Genomic DNA, 22,811 nt, shown 5'->3' on the forward strand with positions numbered 1-22,811 from the left:
GTTTAGGCAACAGGCGTAACAACCGGGCGCGTTCGATCGACTCCCTGCGACATTGCTTCGTGTCGCTAAGGGAGTCGTCGTGCGGATGAAACTCGGTGCCGTGCTGGTCGCGGGTGTGCTGGTCGCGGGGTGCGGGGTCGGCTCCGTGCCGCCCAAGGACGCCGGCAACCTCGGCGTTCTCGCGCCCACCACCTCGGCCTATCCGACCCCCACCTACCCGGTGCCCACGCCGACGCCGACGGCGACCTCGACCGAAGTCACGACTTCGGCTCCGGCCACCTCCGAAGCGCCGGTCGTCACCGCCGCCCCGGTGGTCACCGCCGCTCCGGCGGCCCCGCGGACGACCGCGCCGAAGCCGAAGGCCGCGGCCACCACTGCCCAGGCCGCACCCGAGCCGGCAGCGTGCGGCGCCGACTACTACCGGAACTCCGACGGCACCTGCGTCCACCGGCCGAGTGACAACCCGTCCGGCGCCACGGCCATCTGCAAGGACGGCAGCTACAGCTACAGCCAGCACCGCTCGGGCACCTGCTCCGGCCACGGAGGCGTCCGCACCTGGCTGTGACGAAACCGCCACTCGTACGGAAATCCGTCACCCCGTGGGTACAGTGCATGAAGTTGCATGACGCGTACTAAATACACACTGGGGGTGTGGTGTGTCCCGTTCCGGCCGCCCGATCGTCGTGGTGCTCGCCTCCTGCGGGCTCGTCGCGTCGTTCATGCAGACGCTGGTCGTGCCCCTGATCCCGGTCTTCCCGCGGCTGCTGCACGCCTCCGCCGCCGACGCCTCCTGGGTCGTCACCGTGACGCTGCTGGCCGCGTCCGTCATCACGCCGGTCAGCGGGCGGCTCGGCGACCTCTACGGCAAACGGCGGATGATCCTGATCAGCCTCGGGCTGCTGATCGCCGGCTCGATCGTGTCCGCGACGACCAGCGCGCTCGCGTTCCAGATCGTCGGTCGCGGGCTGCAGGGCTGCGCGATGGGCGTCATCCCCCTCGGCATCAGCATCATGCGCGACGAACTGCCGCCCGAACGCGTCGGCGGCGCGATCTCGCTGATGAGCGCCACGCTCGGCGTCGGCGGGGCCATCGGGCTGCCGGTCGCGGCCCTGGTGGCCGAGAACGCCGACTGGCACGTGCTGTTCTGGACCGCCGCCGGGCTCGGGCTGGCCTGCGCGCTGCTCATCCTCACCGTGGTGCCCGAGTCGCCGCTGCGCACGCCCGCGCCGTTCGACTACTTCGGCGCGCTCGGGCTGGCCGCCGGGCTGCTCTGCCTGCTGCTGCCGGTGGTCAAGGGCGGCACGTGGGGCTGGACCAGCGCGCCGACGCTCGGGCTGGCCGCGGTCGCCGTCGTCATCCTGCTCGGCTGGGGTGCCTACCAGCTCCGCCGCCACGACCCGCTGGTCGACCTGCGGGTCTCCGCGCGCCGCCCGGTGCTGTTCACCAACCTCGCGTCGATCATGGTCGGCTTCGCCCTGTACGCCATGGCGTTGTCGTTCCCGCAGCTGCTGCAGGCGCCGGCGTCCACCGGCTACGGGCTGGGCCAGACGATGGTCGAGTCCGGCCTCACCCTGGCCCCGAACGGACTGGTGATGATGCTGCTCTCGCCGGTTTCGGCGCGGCTCATCGCCCGGTTCGGCCCGCGCCCGACGCTGATGAGCGGCGCGCTGGTGATCGCGGCCGGGTACGCGTTCGCGATCGTGCTGATGGACAACGCGGCCGAGCTGATCACGGCGTCGGTGATCATCGGGGCCGGCGTCGGCATCGCGTACGCGGCGATGCCCGCGCTGATCATGGGTTCGGTGCCGGTCACCGAAACGGCGTCGGCGAACGGCCTGAACTCCCTGATGCGCTCGGTCGGCACGGCGATCTCCAGCGCGGTGATGGCGGCGATGCTGGCCCAGCTGACGATCACCGTCGGCGGGCTGCCGGTGCCGTCACTGGCCGGCTTCCGCGCGACGTTCGCGGTGGCCGCGTTCGCCGCGCTGGCCGGGGTGCTGCTGGCGGCCCTGGTCCCGAAGACGCGGACCGCGCCGGAGCTGGTCGCCGTCTAGTTCTTGCGGGCCACCAGGGCCAGCCCGCCGCACTCCGCGGGGTTCGGGGGCATCTCCGCGGGGTCGTCCGGCCGCCACTCGGGAATGAACACGATGCCGGGGTCGATGATCTCGAAGCCGTCGACCAGGGCGCGGAGCTCGTCGGCCGAGCGCGGCGTGACGGGATTCGCGCTCTTCTGGTACATCGCGACGGCGCGGGCCGTGCCGTCGCTCTGCTGCTCGTAGGTGGCCGACGACAGGGCGAGGTAGCTGCCGGGCGCGAGCGCGTCGCGGTAGGCGGCGATCAGCCGGGCCGGGTTGCGCTCGTCCGGGATGAAGTGCACGAACAGCGCCATGACCACCATCACCGGCTGGTCCAGGTCCAGCAGCATCTCGGTGGTGTCGTGTTCGAGGACGTCTTCGGGGAACTCGGCGTCGGCGTGCACCATCGCCGCGTTCTCGTTGTCCTCCAGGACGATCTCGCTGTGCGCCACGGCGACCGGCTCGTTGTCGACGTAGACGACCCGGGCGTTGGCGTCGACGGCCTGGGCGACCTCGTGCACGTGCCCGACGGTCGGCATGCCGGAGCCGATGTCGAGGAACTGCCGGATGCCCTGGTCCATCCCGAACCGGATGGCCCGGCGCAGCCACTGCCGGTTGAGCCGCGCCCGCTCGCGCGCGTTGGGCTGCGCGGCCAGCACCTGCTCGGCGAACATCCGGTCGACGGCGTAGTTGAGCTGCCCGCCGAGGATGTAGTCGTACACGCGCGCGGCGTTGGGCTTGTCGAGGTCGATGCCCCGCCGCGCGTACTCGTCTTCGCTCATCCGCCGCTCCCGGAGTCAGGTGTGACGCGAGGATAGCCGGAGACCGCGTTCCGCCGGCGAGGTCATCGGTTCTTGCGGGCCACCAGCGCGAGGCCGCCCGACCGCTCCGGCGGGTCTTCCGGCGGCTCGTCCGGGCGCCACTGCGGCGTGAACACGATCCCCGGCGGCAGGATCTCGAACCCCCGCACCAGCGCCCGCAGCTCCTCCGGCGAACGCAGGGTCAAGGGCGTGCCGCTCTTTTCGTACAGCGCCACCGATCGCCGGGACTCCTCGCCCTGCCCTTCCCAGGTGCCCGACGACAGCGCGAGGTGGCTGCCCGGCGCGAGGACGTCGCGGTAGGCGGCGATCAGCCCGGCCGGGTCGCGGGAGTCCGGGACGAAGTGGATGAACGCCGCCATGATCACCAGCATCGGCTCGGCGAAGTCCAGCAGCGCCCGGGTGACCGGGTGGTCCAGCACGTCGTCCGGGTGCTCGGCGTCGGCCTGCACCATGGCCGCGTTCTCGTTGCCCGCCAAGACGATCTCGCTGTGCGCGACCGCGATCGGCTCGTGGTCGACGTACACGACCCGCGACTCGGGCGCGATCGACTGGACGACCTCGTGCACGTGCCCGACCGTCGGCATGCCCGAGCCGATGTCGAGGAACTGCCGGATGCCCTGCTCCGCGGCGAACCGCGCGGCACGGCGCAGCCACGCCCGGTTGACCAGCGCCATGTGCCGCGCGTTCGGCAGCTCGCCGAGGATCCGCTCGGCGAACGCCCGGTCGACGGCGTAGTTGAACCGGCCGCCGATCAGGTAGTCGTACACGCGGGCGGCGTTCGGCCGGTCGAGGTCGAGCCCCCGCTTCGCGTGTTCGTCCTCGTGCATCCGCCGCTCCCCGGCTCGTGTGCCGGCGAGGATAGCCGGGTCAGAGCAGGGGCGGCACCACCGCGTCGATGAGGTGCGGACCCGGCTCCGCGAAGGCGCGCTGGAGCTGTTCGGCGAGCTCTTCGGCGGTCGTCGCGCGGGTCGCGGGCACGCCCATGCCCTCCGCGATCTGTACGAAGTCCATGTCCGGCCGCGAAAGGTCGAGCAGGTCGTTCGCCTTCGGGCCGCCCGAAGCCGCGCCGACGCGCTGCAGTTCCAGCCGCAGGATCGCGTACGCGCGGTTGTTGAGCAGCACCGTCGTGACGTTCAGGTTCTCCCGCGCCTGCGTCCACAGCGCCGAAATCGTGTACAGCGCACTGCCGTCGGACTGCAGGTTCAGCACCGGCCGGTCCGGCGCCGCGACGGCCGCTCCGGTCGCCACCGGCAGGCCGTAGCCGATGGCGCCACCGGTCAGCGTGAGGACGTCGTGGCGCGGCGCACCGGCCGTCGCCATCGGCAGCATCAGGCCGGAGGTGTTGGCCTCGTCGGCGATGATCGCGTTGTCCGGCAGCAGCGCCCCGATCACCTCGACCCAGTTCTGCGGGGTCAGCGGCCCGCTGGGCAGGGACGGCCGGGATTCGGGCGCCAGCACGGGTTCGGTGTCCGCGGCGACCAGCTCGGCGACTTCGTTCAGCGCGCGCGTGACGTCCTGCCCGACCGACGCGAGCGTGTGCACCTGGGCGCCTTCGGGCACCAGGTCGCTCGCCTTGCCGGGGTAGGCGAAGAACGACACCGGTGCCTTGGTGCCGGCGACGACGACGTGCTTGATCCCGTCGAGCTGGTAGGCGACCTGCTCGGCGAGGTAGCCGAGCCGCTCGATCGACGGCAGCCCGGCGCCGCGCTCCAGCCGCGCCGGGAACGTCTCGACGAACGCCTTCGCGCCGGTCGCGGCCGCGATCCGGCTCGCCGCGCGCAGCCCCTCCTCGCGGCACGCGCGGCCGCCGATGAGCAGCGCGACCGGCTCCCCGGTGCCGAACACCGCGGCGATGTCCTTGACGGTCGTGGCGTCCACGGGCTGCGGCGCGCGCGGCGGAATGGGCGCGCACGTCTCGCCGCCTTCGCCCCAGGAGGCGTCGGCGGGCAGGATCAGCGTGGCGACGCGGCCGGGCGCGTCCTGCGCGGCGGCGACCGCGGCGGCGGCGTCCGCCCCGACGTCCTTCGTGTGCTCCGAGCGGCGCACCCAGCCTTCCAACGAGCCCGCGACGGCCTCGATGTCCGACTCCAGCGGCGCGTCGTACTGCTTGTGGTAGGTCGCGTGGTCGCCGACGACGTTGACGATCGGCGTGTGCGCGCGGCGCGCGTTGTGCAGGTTCGCCAGGCCGTTGCCCAGGCCCGGCCCGAGGTGCAGCAGCGTCGCGGCGGGCTTGTCCGCGATCCGCGCGTACCCGTCGGCCGCACCGGTGACGACGCCTTCGAACAGCGCCAGCACGCCCCGCATCTCCGGGACGGTGTCGAGTGCGGCGACGAAGTGCATCTCCGACGTGCCGGGGTTGGCGAAGCACACCTCGACACCGGCGTCGACCAGCGTGCGGATCAGGGATTGGGCGCCGTTCAGCTCACTCATGCGGTTCCTTCGGGGAAGAGAACGCCGGGGTTCAGGATCCCGGCGGGGTCGAAGCTCTGCTTGATCCGGCGCATCAGCTCGATCTTCGCCGGGTCTTCGAGTTCGGCGTGGTAGTGCGCCTTGGTGCGGCCGAGGCCGTGCTCGCCGGAGATCGCGCCGCCGAGTTCCATGGCGTAGGCGAAGATGTCGGTGAGCAGCTGCTTCCGCTTGGCGTCGTCCTTGCAGAAGATGCCGAGGTGGACGTTGCCGTCGCCGGCGTGCCCGCAGCCGAGCGCGCCGCCGCCGGCGGCCATCGCGAGTTCGCGCGCCTTGGCGATGAACTGCGGCATCGCGGTCCGCGGCACGACGACGTCGATCACGTCGTCGGCGCCGGCCGCCTTCGCGGTCCAGAAGGCCTTCTCGCGGGCTTCGACGAGCTTGCGGGCGGCATTGCCTTCGAGGACGTAGACGTCGGTGGCGCCCAGTTCGCTCAGCAGCTCGCCGACGGTTTCGACGTCCTCCTCGAGGCGCCCGCTCTCGCGGTTTTCCAGCGCTACCACCAGGTACGCCTCGCACGTCTCGCGGATCTTGTCCGGTACGCCCAGTTCGAGCTTCTCGTTGTAGACGATCGCGGCCATCGTCAGGTTGTCGATGTACTCGAGGATGTGCGGCGCGAGCCCGCTGGAGAGGATGTCCGGCACCGCGGCCATCACCTGGCCGAAGTCGCCGAAGGGGGCGAGCACCGTGGCGCCGTGGGGCAGCCGCGGGTGCAGCTTGACGGTGATCTCGGTGGCCAGCGCGAGGGTCCCCTCGGAGCCGATGATCAGCTGCGTGAGGTCGTAGCCGGTGGAGATCTTGGACGTCTTCCCGCCGGTCCGGATGATCTCGCCGGTCGGCAGCACGGCCTGCAGGCCGAGCACGTTGTTGCGGGTGACGCCGTACTTGACCGCCCGCATCCCGCCGGCGTTGGTCCCGACGTTCCCGCCGACGCTCGCGCTGAGCTCGCCGGGGTAGACGGTGTAGCCGAGCCCGGCTTCGGCGGTCTTGGCGTCGAGTTCGGCGAGGGTGACCCCGGGCTGGACGACGGCGACGTGGTTCCCGGTGTCCACTTCGAGCACGGCGTTCATCCGCTCGAAGGAGATCAGCAGCCCGTCCGCCTGGGGCCGGGCGGCCCCGGACAGCCCGCTGCCGGAGCCGCGGGCGGTCACGGGGACGTTGTGCTCCGAAGCGGCCTTCAGCAGCTCCGCGACTTCTTCGGCCGTTGCCGGCTTCGCGACGTACGCAGGCTTTTGCGGTTCCGCCGTCAGCGCTTCGTCGTGCGCGTAGTCCTCCGAGATCGCCTCGCCGGTGAGCAGGTTCCCCTCCCCGACGATTTCGGCCAGGCGTGCTGCCACGTCGCCCATCGGCAGTTTCTCCTCCGCGCCGTCGCTGTGGTTACCGCAGCGTAGTACGTACCGGCGGTACGCCGCCATGAAGGACTTTCACATTCGCGCCGCGCAGCGTGATCACGCTGTCACTGGGTCTTGGATTTAGCTCACGCTAAATCTCTGGTGAGTGACGGCGCCCGCGGCGAAGCTTCCCGCATGACCTCGACGTACACCTTCGAAGACGGCCTTTCCGTGCACCGCTTGGGTTTCGGGGCGATGCGGCTGACCGAGTGGGACCACGTGAAGGACGGCGCCAAGGCCGTCGCCCGCCGCGCGGCCGAGCTCGGCGTGACGTTCTTCGACACCGCCGATGCCTACGACCTGGGCCTGAACGAGGAACTGCTCGCCGACGCGCTCCACCCGTACCCGGGGCTGCTCGTCGCGACGAAGTGCGGGCACGCGCGGCCCAGCCGCGGCGAGTGGGTCCCCCTCGGCCGGCCCGAATACCTCCGGCAGCAGGCGGAACTCTCGCTGCGGCGGCTGCGCGTCGACCGCCTCGAGCTGCTGCAGCTGCACCGGCTCGACCCGCAGGTGCCGCTCGCCGACCAGATCGGCGCCCTCGCCCGGCTGCGGGACGAGGGCAAGGTCGCCCGGATCGGGCTGTCCGAAGTCACCGTCGAACAGCTCACGCAGGCCCGGGCCATCGCGCCGATCGCGAGCGTCCAGAACCGCTACAACCTGACCGATCGCGCGTCCGACGACGTGCTCGGCTACTGCGAGCGCGAGGGCATCGCGTTCATCCCGTGGCTGCCCATCGCGAACGGCGGCCACGCGACCGCGGGCGGCGTCCTGGGCAAGGTCGCGGCCGGCCTCGGCGCGACACCCGCGCAGGTGTCCCTCGCCTGGCTGCTGCGCCGGTCGCCGGTCGTGCTCCCGATCCCGGGGACGTCGTCGGTCGCGCACCTGGAGGAGAACTGCGCGGCCGCTGGCCTCACGCTCTCCGACGGCGAATTCGAGCAGCTGACCGCGCTGGCCTGAACGCGGCCCGGCCGCGGGGAAGCCCGCGGCCGGGCCATGCTCAGCTCCCCGTGACCGAGGCGACGACGTCGCCCCAGATCCGCAGCGCGTCGTCGACCTGCTCGGCGGTGACGACCAGCGGCGGCACCATGCGGACGACGTTCATGTACGGCCCGCAGGTGAGCAGCAGCAGCCCGTTCTTCCCCGCGGCCTGCTGGGCGGCCTGCGCGGTGGCCGTGTCCGGCTCGCCGTCGGCGGTGGTGAACTCCGAGCCGACCAGCAGCCCGAGCCCGCGCACCTCGCCGATCGACGGCGTCTTGTCCGCGATCACCCGCGCGCCTTCGAGCAGCTGGCGGCCGCGCTCGGCGGCGTTCTCGACCAGGTGTTCCTGCTGGATGACCTCGAGCGTCGCGATCGCCGCGGCGCACGAAACGGCGTTGCCGCCGTACGTCCCGCCCTGCGAGCCCGGGAACGCCTTCGCCATCAGCTCCCGCGAAGCGGCGATGCCGGACAGCGGGAAGCCGCTCGCCAGGCCCTTCGCCATGAGGACGACGTCGGGGGAGACGTCGAAGTGGTCGTGGCCCCAGAACTTCCCGGTGCGGCCGAAGCCGGTTTGGATCTCGTCGACGACCAGCAGGATGCCGTGCCGGTCGGCGCGCTCGCGCAGGCCGGCCAGGAACTCGGTGTTCGCCGGGACGTACCCGCCCTCGCCCAGCACCGGCTCGACGAAGAACGCGGCCGTCTCGTGCGGCGCGCTGACGGTCTGGAACAGGTAGTCGAGCTCGCGCAGCGCGAACTTCGTCGCCGTCCGTTCGTCCCAGCCGTAGTGGTAGGCGTAGGGGAACGGAGCGACGTGCACGCCCGCCATCAGCGGCCCGATGCCGGCGCTGAACCGCGTTCCGGACGTCGTCATGGACGCGGCGGCGACGGTCCGGCCGTGGAAGCCGCCCTGGAAGACGATGACGTTGGGGCGTTTGGTCGCCTGCCGCGAGAGCCGCAACGCCGCTTCGACCGCTTCGCTGCCCGAGTTCGCGTAGAAGAGCGAGTCGAGCCCGCTCGGCAGCACGGCGCCGAGCCGTTCGGTCAGCTCGAGGAGGGGCTTGTGCATGACCGTCGTGTACTGGCCGTGGACGAGCTTGCCGATCTGCTCCTGCGCCGCGCGCACGACGTGGGGGTGGCAGTGCCCGGTGCTCGTGACGCCGATGCCGGCGGTGAAGTCGAGGTGGCGTTTGCCCTCGACGTCGTAGAGGTAAACCCCTTCACCGTGGTCGACCACGACGGGCGTTGCCTGCTTGAGCAGCGGAGATAGCTGGGCCATGGCAGCGTGCTCCTAGGTCGGTTCGAGCGGGTTGTCGATTGTTGACAATATCCATAGCATGGCTCTGGGGACAACACGTGAGGAGCAAGTCGGGATGAGCGCGAGCACCGAGTCCGGCGTCGTCGAGGCGGTCGGCAAGGAACTGTTCATCGGCGGCAAGTGGGTCGCCGCGCAGGACGGCAAGACCTTCCCGGTGGTCGACCCGGCCACCGGCAACGAGCTGTGCCACGTCGCCGACGCCTCGCCGTCGGACGGCCTCGCGGCGCTCGACGCCGCCGTCGCGGCGCAGGCCGATTTCGCGAAGATGGCGCCCCGCGAGCGCGGCGAGATCCTGCGCCGGGCCTTCGAGCTGCTGATGCAGCGCCAGGAGGAGCTGGCCCTGCTGATGACCCTGGAAATGGGCAAGCCGATCGCCGAGTCGAAGGGCGAAATCGCCTACGCCGCCGAGTTCTTCCGCTGGTTCGCCGAGGAGGCCGTCCGCATCGACGGCGGTTACGCGACCGCTCCGAACGGCGCCGGCCGGTTCCTGATCACGAAGCAGCCGGTCGGGCCGACCCTGCTGATCACGCCGTGGAACTTCCCGATGGCGATGGGGACGCGCAAGATCGGCCCGGCGATCGCCGCGGGCTGCACGTCGGTGATCAAGCCGGCCGCGCAGACGCCGCTGTCGATGCTCGCGCTGGCCGGCATCCTCGCCGAGGCCGGGCTGCCGGAGGGCGTGCTCAACGTCGTCACGACCAGCGATTCCGGTGGCGTGATGGAGCCGCTGATCCGCGACGGCCGCGCCCGCAAGCTCTCCTTCACCGGCTCGACCGGCGTCGGCCGCAAGCTGCTGGAGCAGTGCGCCGACAAGATCCTGCGGACGTCGATGGAGCTGGGCGGCAACGCGCCGTTCCTGGTCTTCGACGACGCGGACATGGACGCCGCCGTCGAAGGGGCGATGCAGGCGAAGATGCGCAACATCGGCGAGGCGTGCACCGCGGCGAACCGGTTCTACGTGCAGCGCGGCGTCGTCGACGAGTTCGCGCGGCGGCTGACCGAGCGCATGCAAACCCTGCCGATGGGCCGCGGTACCGAAAAGGACGTCGTGGTCGGCCCGCTGATCGACCAGAACGCCGTGGACAAGGTGACCGAGCTGGTCAAGGACGCCACCGACCGCGGCGCTCGCGTCCTCACGGGTGGTTCGGGTGTCGACGGGCCGGGCCACTTCTACCAGGCCACGGTGCTGACCGACGTGCCGCAGGAGGCGCGGCTGACGCACGAGGAGATCTTCGGGCCGGTCGCCCCGATCACGCCGTTCGACACCGAGGAAGAGGCGGTGGCGAAGGCGAACGACACCGAGTTCGGCCTCGTTTCCTACGTCTTCACCAGCGACCTCAAGCGTGCGCTGCGGGTCTCGGAAGCCTTGGAAGCCGGGATGATCGGGCTCAACCAGGGCATCGTGTCGAACCCGGCGGCGCCGTTCGGCGGGATCAAGCAGTCCGGGCTGGGCCGCGAAGGCGGTTCGGTCGGCATCGACGAGTTCCTGGAGACCAAGTACATCGCGGTCGCTCTGTGACGGCCTACCGCCTGGCGAGCATCCCCGGCGACGGGATCGGCGTCGACGTCACGGCCGAGGCCCGCAAGGTCCTCGACCGGGCGTCGGCCCGGTTCGGCTTCTCGCTGGAGTGGACCGAGTTCGACTGGAGCTGCGAACGGTACGCGCGGGTCGGGTCGATGATGCCGGACGACGGCGTTTCGCAGCTCTCGGCGTTCGACGGGATCCTGCTCGGCGCGGTCGGTTTCCCCGGCGTGCCGGACCACGTTTCCCTGTGGGGCCTGCTGATCCCGCTGCGGCGGGCGTTCCAGCAGTACGTCAACCTGCGCCCGGTGCGGCTGCTGCCGGGCACCACGTCCGCGCTGGCCGGGCGGAAGGCCGAGGAGCTGGAGCTGGTCATCGTCCGGGAGAACTCCGAAGGGGAGTACTCGGCGGTCGGCGGGCGGCACAACGCCGGCCGTCCGGACGAATTCGTGCTGCAGGAGTCGGTTTTCACGCGCGTCGGCGTCACGCGGATCATCCGGTACGCGTTCGAACTGGCCCGGACGCGGTCCTTGCGCGTCTGCTCGGCGACGAAGTCCAACGGGCTGATCCACTCGATGCCGTTCTGGGACGAGATCTTCGCCGAAGTCGCGGCGGAGTTCCCCGACGTCCACAGTGAACAGATGCACGTCGATGCGTTGGCCGCGCGGATGGTCCTGGCGCCGGACCGGCTCGACATCGTGGTGGCGTCGAACCTCTTCGGCGACATCCTGAGCGACCTCGCGGCCGCGATCACCGGCGGACTCGGCATGGCACCGTCCGCCAACATCAACCCATCGGGTGAATTCCCGTCGATGTTCGAGGCGGTCCACGGGAGCGCCCCGGACATCGCCGGGCAGGGGATCGCCAACCCCGTGGCCCAGATCCTGGCGGCCGCGATGCTGGCCGAACACCTGGGCGAAACCGTTGCGGCACAAGCGATCCGTGCCGCGGTGGACCGGGTTCTCGACGAGGGCCGCGTCCGCACGCCCGACCTCGGCGGCACGGATACCACAGAACGCCTCGGCACGGCGGTGGCCGAAGCGCTGGGCTGAGTTTTTGTCGGTGCCCTCCGGCACGGTGGTCCCCGAGCCCACCGAGGGGGAGGAGTCACCGATGTGCTTCGAGTGCGAGAACCCGGACAGATCCGGTTACCTGGAACGGCTTCGCGGCGGCGTGGCCGAACGCGGCTGGCTGGTGCAGGGAGTGGCGAGCGCGGGGCCGTACCCGCCGTGGGCGTACACGATCGGCCTGAGCGGGTACGGCCTGCCGGAGCTGGTCGTGACGGGCCTGCCGATGCTCGCGGCCGGCAGTCTGCTGAACGCGCTGGCCTCCCAGGCGTTGCGCGGCTCGCCACCTTCGGCGGGCGAACGCATCCCGCTGCCCGACGGCCGGCTGCTCGAGGTCGTCGAACTCGCGGAGCCCTCGGCGCACCTGGTGTTCGCGGTCGCGCTGTACGGCCCGGCGATCCGTGCGCTGCAACTGGTCCACGCGGACGCCCAGGGCCGCTTCCCCTGGTCCCCCGCCTACCGCGACGGCCGAGCCGGCCAGCCGGTCCTGGGACCCCGCCATGCCCACTGACCGCACCCCCCGCCCCCACGAGATGCCCCGCCAGTCACGCAAGATGCCCACCCAGTCACGCGAGCCCCGGTCGCGGAACCGTGTGTCGTCTCCGCCGGTACGCAAGTCGACCCTTCCGTCACGCGTTCCCCGGCACCGGCGGCGCGTGCCCGTCCCGCAAGCTCGTGCCCGGCGCAAGCCGCTGGACCGCATCCTCCATATGCGCCTCCAGGAGCGTCAGCGCCGTCTCCTCGTCGCCGTCGCGCAGGGCCTGGATGAGCTTCGTGTGCTCCTCCACGCGCTCCTCGACCCGCTGGTACGTGCTCTGCAGCGCCGTCAGGCACATGCGCGTCTCGATCAGCAACGTGCGGGCCATCCGCACGAGCCGCTTGCTGCCCGAGGCGTTGATGAGCGCCTCGTGGAACTTCAGGTCCGCGGTGGAGAGCGCGCCCGGGTCGTCCTCGCTGGCCGCCGTCGCCATCTCGGTGACGGTCTGCTCGAGCACGTCCGCGATCCGGTCGCGGTCGCCGCCGCGGAGCGCGCGCAGCATCGCGGCGCGCTCGATCGCCGACCGGGCCGCGTAGATGTCGTAGACGTCGCCCGGCTCGAGGTCGATCACGAACAGTCCGCGGTGCCGTTCGCTGCGCAGCAGCCCTTCGGACACCAGGTGCTGCATGGCTTCCCGGAGCGGCCCCCGTGACACCTGGAACCGCGCGGCCAGCTCGGTCTCGCCGAGCTGGGTCCCGGGCGGGAGAGCGCCGGTCATGATCGCGTCGCGCAGCTGGCGCGCGATCACGGCGGCCGTCGACTCGCGGCTCACCGGCTCGATCTCGGGCAGCATGCCCGGTGGCAGGGCCATCTCAGGCGCTCCCGTCCGGCAGGTGCCGGAAGAGCGCGCCGAGCGAGCGGACGAGCCGGTGCTGCCCGGTCAGGCGCAGGCCCTCCCAGACCGTGACCTGGTTGGCGGTCAGCACGGGCTTGCCGAGCGCGGCCTCGACGGTGTTGATTTCGCCCAGGGTGCGCAGGGCGGTGTCCGGCACGAGCACCGCCTGGGCGTCCGGGTGGTCGTGGCTCACGGCGAGCTCGACGACGGCCTCCGGGCTCATCGCGCCGACTTCGGCCGCCGTGACGATGTCCGCGCTGGCCATCGAGACGACCTCGATGCCGCCGGCCCGGAGGAAGTCCACGAACAGCCGGGCGATGTCGTCCGGGTAGCTGGCCGCGACGGCGACCCGCTCGACGCCCAGCGCCCGCGCGGCGTGCACGAACGCGAAGGAGGTGCTCGAGGCCGGGACCCCGGCGACGGCGGCGAGGCGGTCGGCCTGGTCGCGGGCGCCCTCCCAGCCGTAGACGAAACTGCCGCTGGTGCACGCCCAGATCACCGCGGCGGGCTCGTGCTTGGCGAGGAGGGCGGCGCCGTCGGCGAGCCGGGCTTCGCTGCCGAGGTCGAGCAGCTCGGCCACCGCGTACTTGTCGGTGCCGTAGATGTGCTCGACCGCGAGACGGATGTCGCCCTCGTCGGCGGCGGTGCCGCCGAGCAGCTGCTCGGCCAGCGGGTAGTCGTCTTCGGCCGCGTGGTCGGGGTAGATGAAACCGATGGTGGTCACGGAACCTCCGGAGGGGACGCAAATTGTCGACAATCCTAGAGGGGAGGTCAAGGAAAACCCGTCACGACACGGCACGCAGCCACCTCCCGGTCCGACGACGGGGAGATCCATCCGGCGCAGGCACGCCCACATCGTCGGCTGGTTGGCGTGAGCACCGGTTTGCCGAGCGCGGCTTCCAGGGGTTCGACGTCCAGCTCGGCGAGGAAGCCGTGTGCAGGGCGCCGGTCAGGTCGGCGTCGTACGGCGCGCTCCGGCGCGAGGCCGAAGGGGGCGATGACCCCGATGACGCCGATGCCGCGTTGCGCCAGCGGGCCGTCGAACGCGAGGAAGTCGAAATCCAAGGCTCAGCCTCCGGAAGACGTCTGCACCTGCAGTCCGGTGCTCCGGGGGTCGTTCCTCGGATTGTTGACAATCATACGAGCGACTTTTACCGTGTCAACGTGATCGTCTCGGAACACCGGGAACTCCCCGTCCTGACCGTGCTCTGCGGCGAGTCCCGCCCACCGGACATGGGTGCTGTCGAATCCGGGGCGGTCGTGCGTTACACGGACGCGGCGGGCCTCGCCGAAGCGTTGTCCGGAGCGGACGCCCTCTTCGTCTACGACTTCCTCTCCACGGCGGTGCCCGGGGCGTGGCACGCGGCCGGCCGGCTGCGCTGGCTGCACATCGCCAGCGCGGGGGTCGACCCCGTGCTGTTCCCCGGCCTGCGCGAAAGCGACGTGGTCCTGACGAACTCGCGGGGCGTCTTCGACGACGCCATCGCGGAGTACGTGCTGGGTGTCGTACTCGCCTTCGCGAAGGACTTCGCGCGCTCGCACGACCTGCAGCGCGAACGCCGCTGGCTGCACCGCGAAACCGAACGCGTCGCCGGGCGCGAGGTGGTGGTCGTCGGCACCGGGCCGATCGGCCGGGCCATCGCGCGGCTGCTGCGCGCGGCCGGGATGCGGGTGAGCGGCGCCGGCCGCAGCGAGCGCACCGGTGACCCGGACTTCGGCGTGGTGCACGACTCCGCGCGGCTCACCGAATTCCTGCCGCACGCCGACTACGTCGTCGCGGTCGCGCCGCTGACCGAGCGGACCAAGGGCCTGTTCGACGCGCGCGCGTTCGCCGCGATGAAGCCGTCGGCGCGGTTCGTCAACGTGGGACGCGGCGAGCTCGTCGTGACGTCGGACCTGGTCGAAGCGCTGGCCACGAAGTCCATCGCCGGGGCCGCGCTCGACGTGTTCGACACCGAGCCGCTGCCGCCGGAAAGCCCGCTGTGGACCCGGCCGGACGTGCTGATCTCGCCGCACATGTCCGGGGACTTCGTCGGCTGGCGGAACAAGCTGGTCGAGGTGTTCACCGAGAACTTCCGCCGGTGGCGGGCCGGGGAGCCGCTGCGCAACGTCGTCGACAAGACGCTCGGGTACGTGCCGTCGGGGGACCAGGGAGCCGGATGAACGACAGGATGCTGACCGCCGGCGAACTCGTCGCCGCCTACGCGACCGGTGAGCTCTCGCCGGTCGAGGCGACGCAGAACGCGCTGCAGGCCATCGAAGCCCGGGACGGCGAGTGCAACGCCTACTGCCTCGTCGACGCCGACCGCGCGCTCGAGCAGGCCAGGGCGGCCGAGCTCCGCTGGCGTGACGGCAACCCGATCGGGTGGCTCGACGGCGTGCCGTCCTCGATCAAGGACATGTTCCTCACCCGGGGCTGGCCGACCGTCCGGGGCTCGAAGAGCATCGACCCGGACCAGCCGTGGGACGTCGACAGCCCGGTCGCCGCGCGGATGCGCGAGGCCGGCCTGGTGCTGCTCGGCAAGACGACGACACCCGAGATCGGCTGGAAGGGCGTCACCGACAGCCCGCTGCGCGGCATCACGCGCAACCCGGCCGACCCGTCGAAGACGGCGGGCGGGTCGAGCGGCGGCAGCGCCGCGGCCGTCGCGGCCGGCATGGGTGAGCTGTCGGTCGGCACCGACGGCGGTGGCTCGGTGCGGATCCCGGCGTCCTTCTGCGGCATCGTCGGGCTCAAACCGACCCACGGCCGCATCCCGCTCTACCCGGCGAGCCCGTTCGGCCCGCTCTCGCACGCCGGCCCGATGGCGCGCTCGGTGGACGACACCGCGTTGCTGCTGGACGTCCTGTCGCTGCCCGACCACCGCGATCCGGCCGCGCTGGCGCCGCCGGTGAGTTCGTTCCGGGAGGCCGTCCGGCGGGACGTGCGCGGCCTGATCGCCGCGTTCTCACCGACGCTCGGCTACGTCGACGTCGACCCGGAAGTGGCCGCGATCGTCGCCGCGGCGGTCCGCGCGCTGGGGGACGCCGGCCTGCAGATCGAGGAGACCGATCCCGGGTTCGCCGACCCGAAGCCGGCGTTCGACGTCCTGTGGTCGTCGGGCGCGGCGAAGCTGCTGGACTCGTTCCCGCCGGGGTCCGAGAGCCGGACCGACCCGGGCCTGCGCCGGGTCTGGGAGCTCGGCCGCAAGTGGACGGCGAGCGACTACCTCGACGCGACCGCCGAGCGGGCCGCGCTGGGCATCCGGATGGGCGAGTTCCACACGCGCTACGACGTGCTGATCACGCCGACGCTCCCGATCCCGGCGTTCGAGGCCGGGCACGACGTGCCGCCGGGCAGCGGGCTGAGCGAGTGGCCGGAGTGGACGCCGTTCACGTACCCGTTCAACATGACCCAGCAGCCGGCGATCAGCGTGCCGGCCGGGCGCACGTCGGCGGGGCTGCCGGTCGGCCTGCAGATCGTCGGGCCGCGGCACTCGGACGACCTCGTGCTGGCCGTGGCGAAGCTGCTGGAGGAAGTGCGGCCCTGGGCGCCCGCCTGAGGTACACGTGAGGGTGAAACCCGGTCCGCGGCGGCGGAAGCTGTGCCACTGTCGGCCGGGTGAACGCTCAAGGCTGGCGGTACGAACGGGCCATCCCGACCGTCGACGTCACCGGGGAGCCGACGTGCGTGGTCGTCGGCCTGGTCGAACACGGGGACAGGCTGGCCGCCGCGCTGCGGGTGGACGACGGCAAGGCGGCGCTGGTCCCGCTGGAGACCGGCGGTGAGCTGCTGCAGGCGCTGCGCGAGACGCTGGAGAACTGGTGGCGCCTCGACGGCCACCGCGACCTGACGTCCGGACCGCGGGTGGGCCGCTAGCTCACACCGGGGTCATCGGCGCCCGGCGGACGAGCCCGCGCACCTGCGGGCTGCACAGCACGAGCGCGGTCGCGCCGGCGACCAGGGCCGCGCCGCCCAGGAGCGTCGCCGATCGGCCGGCGTGTTCGGCCAGCGGGCCCGCGCTGATCTGGCCGAGCGGTATCGCGACGAACGAGCCGAGCATGTCGTAGGAGTAGACGCGCGCGAGCCTGTCCGGCGGGATGTTCTCCTGCAGCGACACGTCCCACGCGACGGAAAACTGCACCAACGCCACGCCGGCGAGGAACATCGCGGCCAGCAGCGGAAGCAGGTACGGCGTCTCGCCGAGGGCCAGCATCGGCAGCGCGCCCGCCATGACCCACGCGACGCCGGCGAAGAGCATCCGCCGCGGTTGCCAGTGGGCGGCGAGGACCCCGCCGAGCAGCGAACCGGCGGTCTGCACGGCCAGCGCGAGCCCCCAGCCGGTGCGGCCGAAGGTGTCGTCGGCGACGAGCGGGCCGATGACCAGCAGCGCGCCGGAGGTCACCGCGTTGACGACCATGAACTGCAGCACCACCAGCCACACCCAGGACCGGGCGCGGAACTCCCGCCACCCTTCGGCGAGTTCGGCGAGCGGGCGGCGGCCGGGAACGCGTTCCCCGCGTGGCAGCCGGATCCGCCGGTAGGCGAGCGCGGCGGCGAGGAAGAGCAGCGAGTTCCCGGCGAGCGCCCACCCGGAGCCGACGAGGGCGACGAGCACGCCGGCCAGCGCGGCCCCGGCGATGCGCCCGGCGTTGGAAAGCAGCCGGACCAGGGCATTCGCCGGGGTGAGCAGGGTGGCCGGAACGGTCGACGGCGTGAGCGAGGCGGCCGCGGGCAGCGAGATGGCCGAGACGGCCCCGTTGACGAGCCCGAGCCCGGCCAGCAGCGGCACGGACGCGATTCCACAGAGGACACTCGCGGCCACGGCGGCCTGCGTGAGCGCGGCGGCGGTTTCGGTGCCCTGCAGGATGACCGACCGCGGCAGCCGGTCGGCCAGCATCCCGCCGAACAGCAGCAGAAGCACATTGGCGAGGGACCGGGCCCCGACGACGACCCCGAGAGCGACCGCGGACCCGGTCAGATCGACGACGGCGAAGGCGAGCGCAAAGGGCGCAACGGCATTCCCGAAATCGGCCAGCCCCCGGCCGGTGACGAGGGCACGGAACCGCGGCTCCCGCAGCGGCGCGAGCAGCGCAGCGCTCACGGCCCCGGCTCCGACCGGAGAAGGGGCCGGCGCCCGGCCGAGGGCGGGGTGGGGTGGCGCGGGTCGGTTGCCGGGGTGCAATCGGCAGGTACTGGGAGGCGGCGTGTGGCCGAGCGCGGCAAGTGGCGGGGGCCGGTTGGCGAGGTGCGGTCGGCGGGCGTCGGGAGGCGGCGCGTGGCCAACGGCGGGTTCCAGCCGGGCGTCACCGGCGGCCGACGGCGCCAGGCGACACCCGGCACTCCGCGATGCGCGGACCCCTCAAGGCGCATCTCCCCAGCCAACCACCGCTGTCAACGGCCTAAAGCACGTACGTCGTGCCGTCCGGGGGCAGCGACGCACCCGCCGCCAGCACCGCGGCGTGCTCCGCCGATGCCGGGTCCAGTACCGGGTTCGTGTTGTTCAAGTGCGTGTACGCCCACCGTCGCCCGGCCACCCGGGGCAGGCTCGCCGTGATCGGGAGGTGGCCCATGGCCAGCTGGTCCGGGCCGCCGACTCCGCTCATCTCGTCCGGCGCGTAGAACGTCCCGTCCAGCAACACGAGCGAAGCGTCGGCGACGAACGCGTCGAACCCCGCAGGCCAGCTCCGCAGGCACGGCGCGTACACCAGCACCCCGCCCGTCGCCGGGTCCGAGATGCGGTAGGCGACCACCCACGGCCCGTCGGAACCCGCGGCGTACTTCGGCCGCTTGTCGCTCACCGGCAGGACCTCCACCCGCAGGCCCGGAAGATCCCCGAGGGACGGCCAGTGGCCGTAGCCGTCGAGCACCGCGCGAAACGGCGACAGCGCGGCCCACGCCGCCGCGGGAGCCCGCACCGGGAGGCCGCCCGACTCGCGCAACATCAGCAGGCCCAGCGCGTGGTCGAGCTCGGCGTCCGTCAGCAGCACCCCGCGCAGCGGAGTCTCGCGCGGTCCCGGCCCGGCCCGCAGCTCCGGCGTCCCGAGAATCTGGGCCCGGATGTCCGGCGAGCAGTTCAGCAGGTACCAGCCGACGCCGTCCGCGCTGATCGCGACGCAGTCCTGCGTGCGCGGCGGCAGGTCCGAGACGCAGAACCGGCACGCGCAGTTCCACTGTGGACATCCGCCGCCCGCCGCGGTGCCCAGCAGGACCACCCTCACCGGCGCATCACCAGGTCGGTCACCGGTGGCCGCGAAAGCACCAGGTCGACCGCGCCGCGGCCCGGCGAGCGCGAGCACACCGGGTCGGTGGCCGCGGCGTCGCCGGTGAGCAGGAACGCCTGGCAGCGGCAGCCGCCGAAGTCGAGCCCGCGGCGGTCGCACGTGCGGCACGGCTCGGTCATCCACTCCTCCCCGCGGTAGGCGTTGAACGACGACGAGTGGTACCAGATCTCGGCCAGCGGCGTGTCCCGCACCGAGGAGAGCGAAAGCGTCGAGATCGCCGACGCCGCGGGGCACGGCAGCACGGTCCCGTCCGGCGCCACCGTCAGCTGCCGCGCGCCCCAGCCGTACATGCACGGCTTCGGGTACGGCTCGTGGTAGTCGGCGACGACGTAGACGATTTCCATCGTCCCCCGCAACCGGTCGATCGCCGCGCGCACCACCGGCTCGGCGGCGGCCAGCTGGGCAGCCGTCGGCATCAGCGCCTCCCGGTTGCGCAGCGCCCAGCCGTAGTACTGCGTGTTCGCCAGCTCCAGCCGGTCCGCGCCCATTTCCTCGGCCAGTTCGATGATTCCGGCCAGCTGATCGTGGTTACGCCGGTGCAGCACGACGTTCAGCGACAGCGGCAGCCCGGCCGATTTCACCAGTGCCGCCGCCGCGAGCTTCCGGTCGTGCGCCTTCGCCCCGGCCAGCAGGTCGGAACGCTCCCGGGTCGCGCCCTGCGCCGACAGCTGGACGTGCGCCAGCCCGCGCGAGACGAGATCGTCGAGCCGCGAAGCCGTCAGGCCGAGCCCCGACGTGACCAGGTTGACGTAGCACCCGAGCCCGTACGCGTGCGTGACGAGCGAAGGCAAGTCCGGACGCAGCAACGGTTCCCCGCCGGAGAGGTGCACTTGCAGCACACCCAGCTCCCGCGCCTGGGACAGCACCGACAGCCAGTCCTCGGTGGACAACTCGGCGTCCCGGGTGGTCAGTTCCACCGGGTTCGAGCAATAAGGACAGTGCAGCGGGCAGCGGTGGGTCAGCTCGGCCAGCAGGCCCAGCGGTGGGTTCACGTCCACGCGACGACCCGCCGTTCCCCCAGCCGCGACAACAGGTCGAGAACGTCCTGGGCGACGACGCCGGAGTAGCGCGAAGAAAGCGCTGACGTGATCTCGGTGACGGACCGGGCGCCGTCGCACAGCTCGAGCACCGCGGCCGCGGTCGTGTTGGGCACCAGGACACCTTCGGGGAACAGCAGCACGTGCGTGTCGCGGACGTGGTCGAAGGACAACCGGACGCCGCGCCGCAGCCGGGGGACGGACTCGGCGGTGATCACGCGGCGGCCCGTTCGATCGCGTCGAGCATCGACCACAGGACGTCGCACTTGAACGACAGGGCGGCGATCGCGCGGTCCTGCTGTTCGCGCGTGACGCAGTGGCGGACCACGATGTCGAGCGTGTCCTTGCCTTCGCCGGCGACCTTGTCGATCCTGTTGGTGAAGTACGCGAGGTCGTCGCGGGCGATCCACGCGTAGTGCGCGAGCATGTCCGCCACCCGTTGCTGCATCAGGTGCCCGGCGAACATCTCGGTCAGTCCGGACGCGACGGCCTCCCACCACGGTCTCGTTCGGGCGAAGGTCACATAGGCGTCCACGGCGAACCGGACACCGGGAGCGACGTGCCGTTCGTCGAGCACTTCCGCCCGGTCCAGGCCGACCGCCGTGCAGAGCCGCAGCCAGCGTTCGATCCCGCCGGTCCCGGCGCTCGCGCCGTCGTGGTAGACGATCCGGTCGAGCCACTGGCGGCGGATCTCCGGCAGCGGGCAGTTGCTGATGATCGCCGCGTCCTTCTGCGGCAGCACGCACTGGTAGTACCAGCGGTTCGCCGCCCAGATCCGCAGCGCGCGCTCGCCGAGTTCGCCCGCGTGCAGCCGGCGGTGGAACGGGTGCGTTCCCCAGTACCGGCCGGAAAGACCGCGCAGCGCGTCGATGAATGCGCTTTCCGGGAGTGGCTCGACCGGCATCGGTCAGTCCGCCATGCGGGCCGCGTAGGCGGTGACCTCCATCGGGGTTTCGTACTCGACGAAGTCCGGGGTCGTCCACTCCTCGGTCATGTCCTGCTCCTCTCTCCGGGGGTGATCGTCGCCACCCTAGGAGCGGGAGGAACCGCCTGACCAGCATTTTCGCCCCGCTTTCGGAAAGTTTCCTTCCGATGGGGGAGTCCGGTGCCGGTGAGCGGGCTACCTTACCGCGGCTTCGAGTTCCACCAGGGCCGTGTCGAGGTGTGTCAGGATCCGCTGCAGGTGCGGAACGCTCCGGCGGCAGCCGGTGATGCCGAAGTCGAGGTGGTCGCCGTTGCTCGTCAGCGTGATGTTCACCGCCTGGCCGTCGAGCAGCACCGACGCCGGGTAGATGCCGTCGAGCTGGGCACCGTTCCAGTACATCTGCTTGCGCGGGCCGGGCACGTTCGAGATCACCAGGTTGAACGGCGGCCGGGTGTTCTTGACGACGCCGGGGATCGGCGAGACGCCGAGCTGGGCGACGTTCACCGCCGAGAGCAACAGTGTCTGCAACGGTGTCAGCTCCGAGAACAGCCGCTTCCCGTTGCGCATCGACTGGTGGATCGTGACGAGCCGCTTGCCCGCGTCCGGCAGGTCGGTGGCCAGGTTGCACAGCAGCGCGCCGATGTTGTTGCCCGCCGCCTCGCCCGGGTCGTTCTGCCGGCGCAGCGACACCGGCACCATCGCGATCAGCGGCGCGTCCGGCAGCGCGCGCTGTTCGATCAGGTAGTCCCGCAGCGCGCCCGAGCACATCGCGAGCACGACGTCGTTGCGCGACACCCCGGCGGCGGTGGCCACCTGCCGGACGCGGTCCAGGGGCCACTTCTGCGCCGCGAACCGCCGCGCGCCCCCGATCGGCACGTTGAGCATCGTCTTCGGCGCCTGTCCCGGCAGGGTCACGGTGTGTTCGCCGAACGCCTCGCGCGCGACCTTCATCGCGGCCGGCGCGAGGCTCGCGAGCTGGTTGGCCGTCTTGCTCGCGGCCTGCAGGAACGAGCGGGGACGCTTCTCGCGTTCGGCGCGGGGTTCGTGCCGCGACCCCCACCACGGCGGGCAGTCCATGTCGGCGGGGTCGTCCGACAGCGTGCCCTGCAGCTGGCGCAACGCCGAGACGCCGTCCATCAGCGCGTGGTGGACCTTCGTGTAGACGGCGAACCGGCCGTCGGCGAGCCCTTCGATGAGGTGGGTTTCCCAGAGCGGCCGGTGCCGGTCGAGCAGGGTGCTGTGCCAGCGGCCGGTCAGCTCCAGCAGTTCGCGGACGCGGCCCGGCTGCGGCAGCGCCGAGTGCCGGAAGTGGTAGTCGAGTTCGAGTTCGCCGTCGTTGGCCCACGCCACGTGGCCCATCGTGGTGACCGGCCGCGCCGGTCGGCGGCGGAACACCGAGCGCATGTTGTCCGATTCGAGCAGGCTCTTCCGGACATCGCGGAGGTAGTCGTCGCCCGCGCCCTCCGGTCTCTTGAACAGCTGCAGGCCGCCCACGTGCATCGGATGCTCGCGCGTTTCGACGAGGAGGAACATCGAATCGGTCACGGGCATCATCGCCATGGGACATCACCTTCCGA

The 22,811-nt window shown here is 71.7% G+C and carries 23 protein-coding genes and 1 pseudogene; 9 read left to right on the forward strand and 15 right to left on the reverse strand.

Annotation, left to right across the window (positions count from 1 at the left end; genetic code table 11):
• Positions 1-85 precede the first annotated feature (85 nt).
• Positions 86-565, forward strand: coding sequence for a DUF3761 domain-containing protein (locus tag ACLJOU_RS15100; protein ID WP_410568334.1), 480 nt, complete (start codon positions 86-88; stop codon positions 563-565).
• 91 nt (positions 566-656) lie between these two features.
• Complete coding sequence (locus tag ACLJOU_RS15105) at positions 657-2,054, forward strand: MFS transporter (protein ID WP_410567721.1); 1,398 nt, start codon at positions 657-659, stop codon at positions 2,052-2,054.
• Here ACLJOU_RS15105 and ACLJOU_RS15110 read toward each other — a convergent pair.
• The 4 genes from ACLJOU_RS15110 to ACLJOU_RS15125 form a co-directional block, all read right to left on the reverse strand.
• Positions 2,051-2,857, reverse strand: coding sequence for an SAM-dependent methyltransferase (locus tag ACLJOU_RS15110; RefSeq protein ID WP_410567723.1), 807 nt, complete (start codon positions 2,855-2,857; stop codon positions 2,051-2,053). The two genes, ACLJOU_RS15105 and ACLJOU_RS15110, sit on opposite strands and share 4 nt — an antisense overlap.
• A 62-nt stretch (positions 2,858-2,919) precedes the next feature.
• Positions 2,920-3,723 carry an SAM-dependent methyltransferase gene (locus ACLJOU_RS15115; RefSeq protein ID WP_410567724.1) on the reverse strand — a complete coding sequence of 268 codons (804 nt, stop codon included), beginning with the start codon at positions 3,721-3,723 and terminating at the stop codon, positions 2,920-2,922.
• Between the two features lie 40 nt (positions 3,724-3,763).
• Complete coding sequence (locus ACLJOU_RS15120) at positions 3,764-5,326, reverse strand: acetolactate synthase large subunit (RefSeq protein ID WP_410567726.1); 1,563 nt, start codon at positions 5,324-5,326, stop codon at positions 3,764-3,766.
• On the reverse strand, positions 5,323-6,708 hold the full coding sequence (locus tag ACLJOU_RS15125; protein ID WP_410567728.1) for an FAD-binding oxidoreductase: 1,386 nt from the start codon (positions 6,706-6,708) through the stop codon (positions 5,323-5,325). The genes ACLJOU_RS15120 and ACLJOU_RS15125 overlap by 4 nt, the downstream gene beginning before the upstream one ends.
• A gap of 180 nt (positions 6,709-6,888) precedes the next feature.
• On the opposite strand from ACLJOU_RS15125, the gene ACLJOU_RS15130 reads away from it, so the two are divergent.
• Complete coding sequence (locus tag ACLJOU_RS15130; RefSeq protein WP_410567729.1) at positions 6,889-7,710, forward strand: aldo/keto reductase; 822 nt, start codon at positions 6,889-6,891, stop codon at positions 7,708-7,710.
• A gap of 40 nt (positions 7,711-7,750) precedes the next feature.
• On the opposite strand, the gene ACLJOU_RS15135 is transcribed toward ACLJOU_RS15130, so the two are convergent.
• On the reverse strand, positions 7,751-9,007 hold the full coding sequence (locus ACLJOU_RS15135) for an aspartate aminotransferase family protein (RefSeq protein WP_410567731.1): 1,257 nt from the start codon (positions 9,005-9,007) through the stop codon (positions 7,751-7,753).
• Between the two features lie 94 nt (positions 9,008-9,101).
• Between ACLJOU_RS15135 and ACLJOU_RS15140 the strand changes: the two genes are divergently transcribed.
• From ACLJOU_RS15140 to ACLJOU_RS15150, 3 genes are all read left to right on the forward strand, one after another.
• A complete protein-coding gene (locus ACLJOU_RS15140; protein WP_410567732.1) occupies positions 9,102-10,565 on the forward strand; it encodes an NAD-dependent succinate-semialdehyde dehydrogenase in 1,464 nt (487 codons plus the stop codon).
• Positions 10,562-11,620, forward strand: coding sequence for a tartrate dehydrogenase (locus tag ACLJOU_RS15145; RefSeq protein ID WP_410567733.1), 1,059 nt, complete (start codon positions 10,562-10,564; stop codon positions 11,618-11,620). The genes ACLJOU_RS15140 and ACLJOU_RS15145 overlap by 4 nt, the downstream gene beginning before the upstream one ends.
• A gap of 61 nt (positions 11,621-11,681) precedes the next feature.
• On the forward strand, positions 11,682-12,146 hold the full coding sequence (locus tag ACLJOU_RS15150; RefSeq protein WP_410567734.1) for a DUF4262 domain-containing protein: 465 nt from the start codon (positions 11,682-11,684) through the stop codon (positions 12,144-12,146).
• Positions 12,147-12,264: 118 nt separating this feature from the next.
• Here ACLJOU_RS15150 and ACLJOU_RS15155 read toward each other — a convergent pair whose 3' ends face one another.
• The 3 genes and pseudogenes from ACLJOU_RS15155 to ACLJOU_RS15165 form a co-directional block, all read right to left on the reverse strand.
• On the reverse strand, positions 12,265-12,984 hold the full coding sequence (locus tag ACLJOU_RS15155; protein WP_410567735.1) for a GntR family transcriptional regulator: 720 nt from the start codon (positions 12,982-12,984) through the stop codon (positions 12,265-12,267).
• 1 nt (position 12,985) lies between these two features.
• Entirely contained in the window at positions 12,986-13,732 is a 747-nt protein-coding gene (locus ACLJOU_RS15160; protein WP_410567736.1) for a maleate cis-trans isomerase, read from the reverse strand.
• A 61-nt stretch (positions 13,733-13,793) separates the two neighbouring features.
• A pseudogene (locus ACLJOU_RS15165) lies at positions 13,794-13,920 on the reverse strand (Asp/Glu/hydantoin racemase); the annotation flags it as partial.
• A 321-nt stretch (positions 13,921-14,241) separates the two neighbouring features.
• Between ACLJOU_RS15165 and ACLJOU_RS15170 the strand changes: the two are divergent.
• From ACLJOU_RS15170 to ACLJOU_RS15180, 3 genes are read left to right on the forward strand one after another with little or no spacing between them, the layout of a single operon-like run.
• Positions 14,242-15,171, forward strand: coding sequence for a D-2-hydroxyacid dehydrogenase (locus ACLJOU_RS15170; protein WP_410568336.1), 930 nt, complete (start codon positions 14,242-14,244; stop codon positions 15,169-15,171).
• On the forward strand, positions 15,168-16,550 hold the full coding sequence (locus ACLJOU_RS15175) for an amidase (RefSeq protein WP_410567737.1): 1,383 nt from the start codon (positions 15,168-15,170) through the stop codon (positions 16,548-16,550). Before ACLJOU_RS15170 ends, ACLJOU_RS15175 begins: the two co-directional genes overlap by 4 nt.
• 59 nt (positions 16,551-16,609) lie before the next feature.
• The gene (locus tag ACLJOU_RS15180; RefSeq protein WP_410567738.1) at positions 16,610-16,867 is read left to right on the forward strand and encodes a hypothetical protein; all 258 of its coding nucleotides are present in this window, start codon (positions 16,610-16,612) and stop codon (positions 16,865-16,867) included.
• Between the two features lies 1 nt (position 16,868).
• Here ACLJOU_RS15180 and ACLJOU_RS15185 read toward each other — a convergent pair whose 3' ends face one another.
• The 7 genes from ACLJOU_RS15185 to ACLJOU_RS15215 all read right to left on the reverse strand — a co-directional run bounded on the left by ACLJOU_RS15185 (position 16,869) and on the right by ACLJOU_RS15215 (position 22,794).
• A complete protein-coding gene (locus tag ACLJOU_RS15185) occupies positions 16,869-18,092 on the reverse strand; it encodes an MFS transporter (RefSeq protein WP_410567739.1) in 1,224 nt (407 codons plus the stop codon).
• Positions 18,093-18,390: 298 nt separating this feature from the next.
• Entirely contained in the window at positions 18,391-19,209 is an 819-nt protein-coding gene (gene pqqB / locus ACLJOU_RS15190) for a pyrroloquinoline quinone biosynthesis protein PqqB (RefSeq protein ID WP_410567740.1), read from the reverse strand.
• Positions 19,206-20,270, reverse strand: a complete 1,065-nt coding sequence (gene pqqE / locus ACLJOU_RS15195) for a pyrroloquinoline quinone biosynthesis protein PqqE (protein WP_410567742.1) — start codon at positions 20,268-20,270, stop codon at positions 19,206-19,208. Before pqqE ends, pqqB begins: the two co-directional genes overlap by 4 nt.
• On the reverse strand, positions 20,261-20,527 hold the full coding sequence (pqqD, locus tag ACLJOU_RS15200; RefSeq protein WP_410567744.1) for a pyrroloquinoline quinone biosynthesis peptide chaperone PqqD: 267 nt from the start codon (positions 20,525-20,527) through the stop codon (positions 20,261-20,263). The genes pqqE and pqqD overlap by 10 nt, the downstream gene beginning before the upstream one ends.
• On the reverse strand, positions 20,524-21,213 hold the full coding sequence (gene pqqC / locus ACLJOU_RS15205; RefSeq protein ID WP_410567746.1) for a pyrroloquinoline-quinone synthase PqqC: 690 nt from the start codon (positions 21,211-21,213) through the stop codon (positions 20,524-20,526). Before pqqC ends, pqqD begins: the two co-directional genes overlap by 4 nt.
• 3 nt (positions 21,214-21,216) lie before the next feature.
• Positions 21,217-21,303 carry a pyrroloquinoline quinone precursor peptide PqqA gene (gene pqqA, locus ACLJOU_RS15210; protein WP_043776987.1) on the reverse strand — a complete coding sequence of 29 codons (87 nt, stop codon included), beginning with the start codon at positions 21,301-21,303 and terminating at the stop codon, positions 21,217-21,219.
• A 126-nt stretch (positions 21,304-21,429) separates the two neighbouring features.
• Entirely contained in the window at positions 21,430-22,794 is a 1,365-nt protein-coding gene (locus tag ACLJOU_RS15215; protein WP_410567747.1) for a WS/DGAT/MGAT family O-acyltransferase, read from the reverse strand.
• Positions 22,795-22,811: the final 17 nt, after the last annotated feature.

Origin of the sequence: Amycolatopsis sp. cmx-4-61 (assembly GCF_046548775.1) — a bacterium.
GTDB lineage: Bacteria > Actinomycetota > Actinomycetes > Mycobacteriales > Pseudonocardiaceae > Amycolatopsis.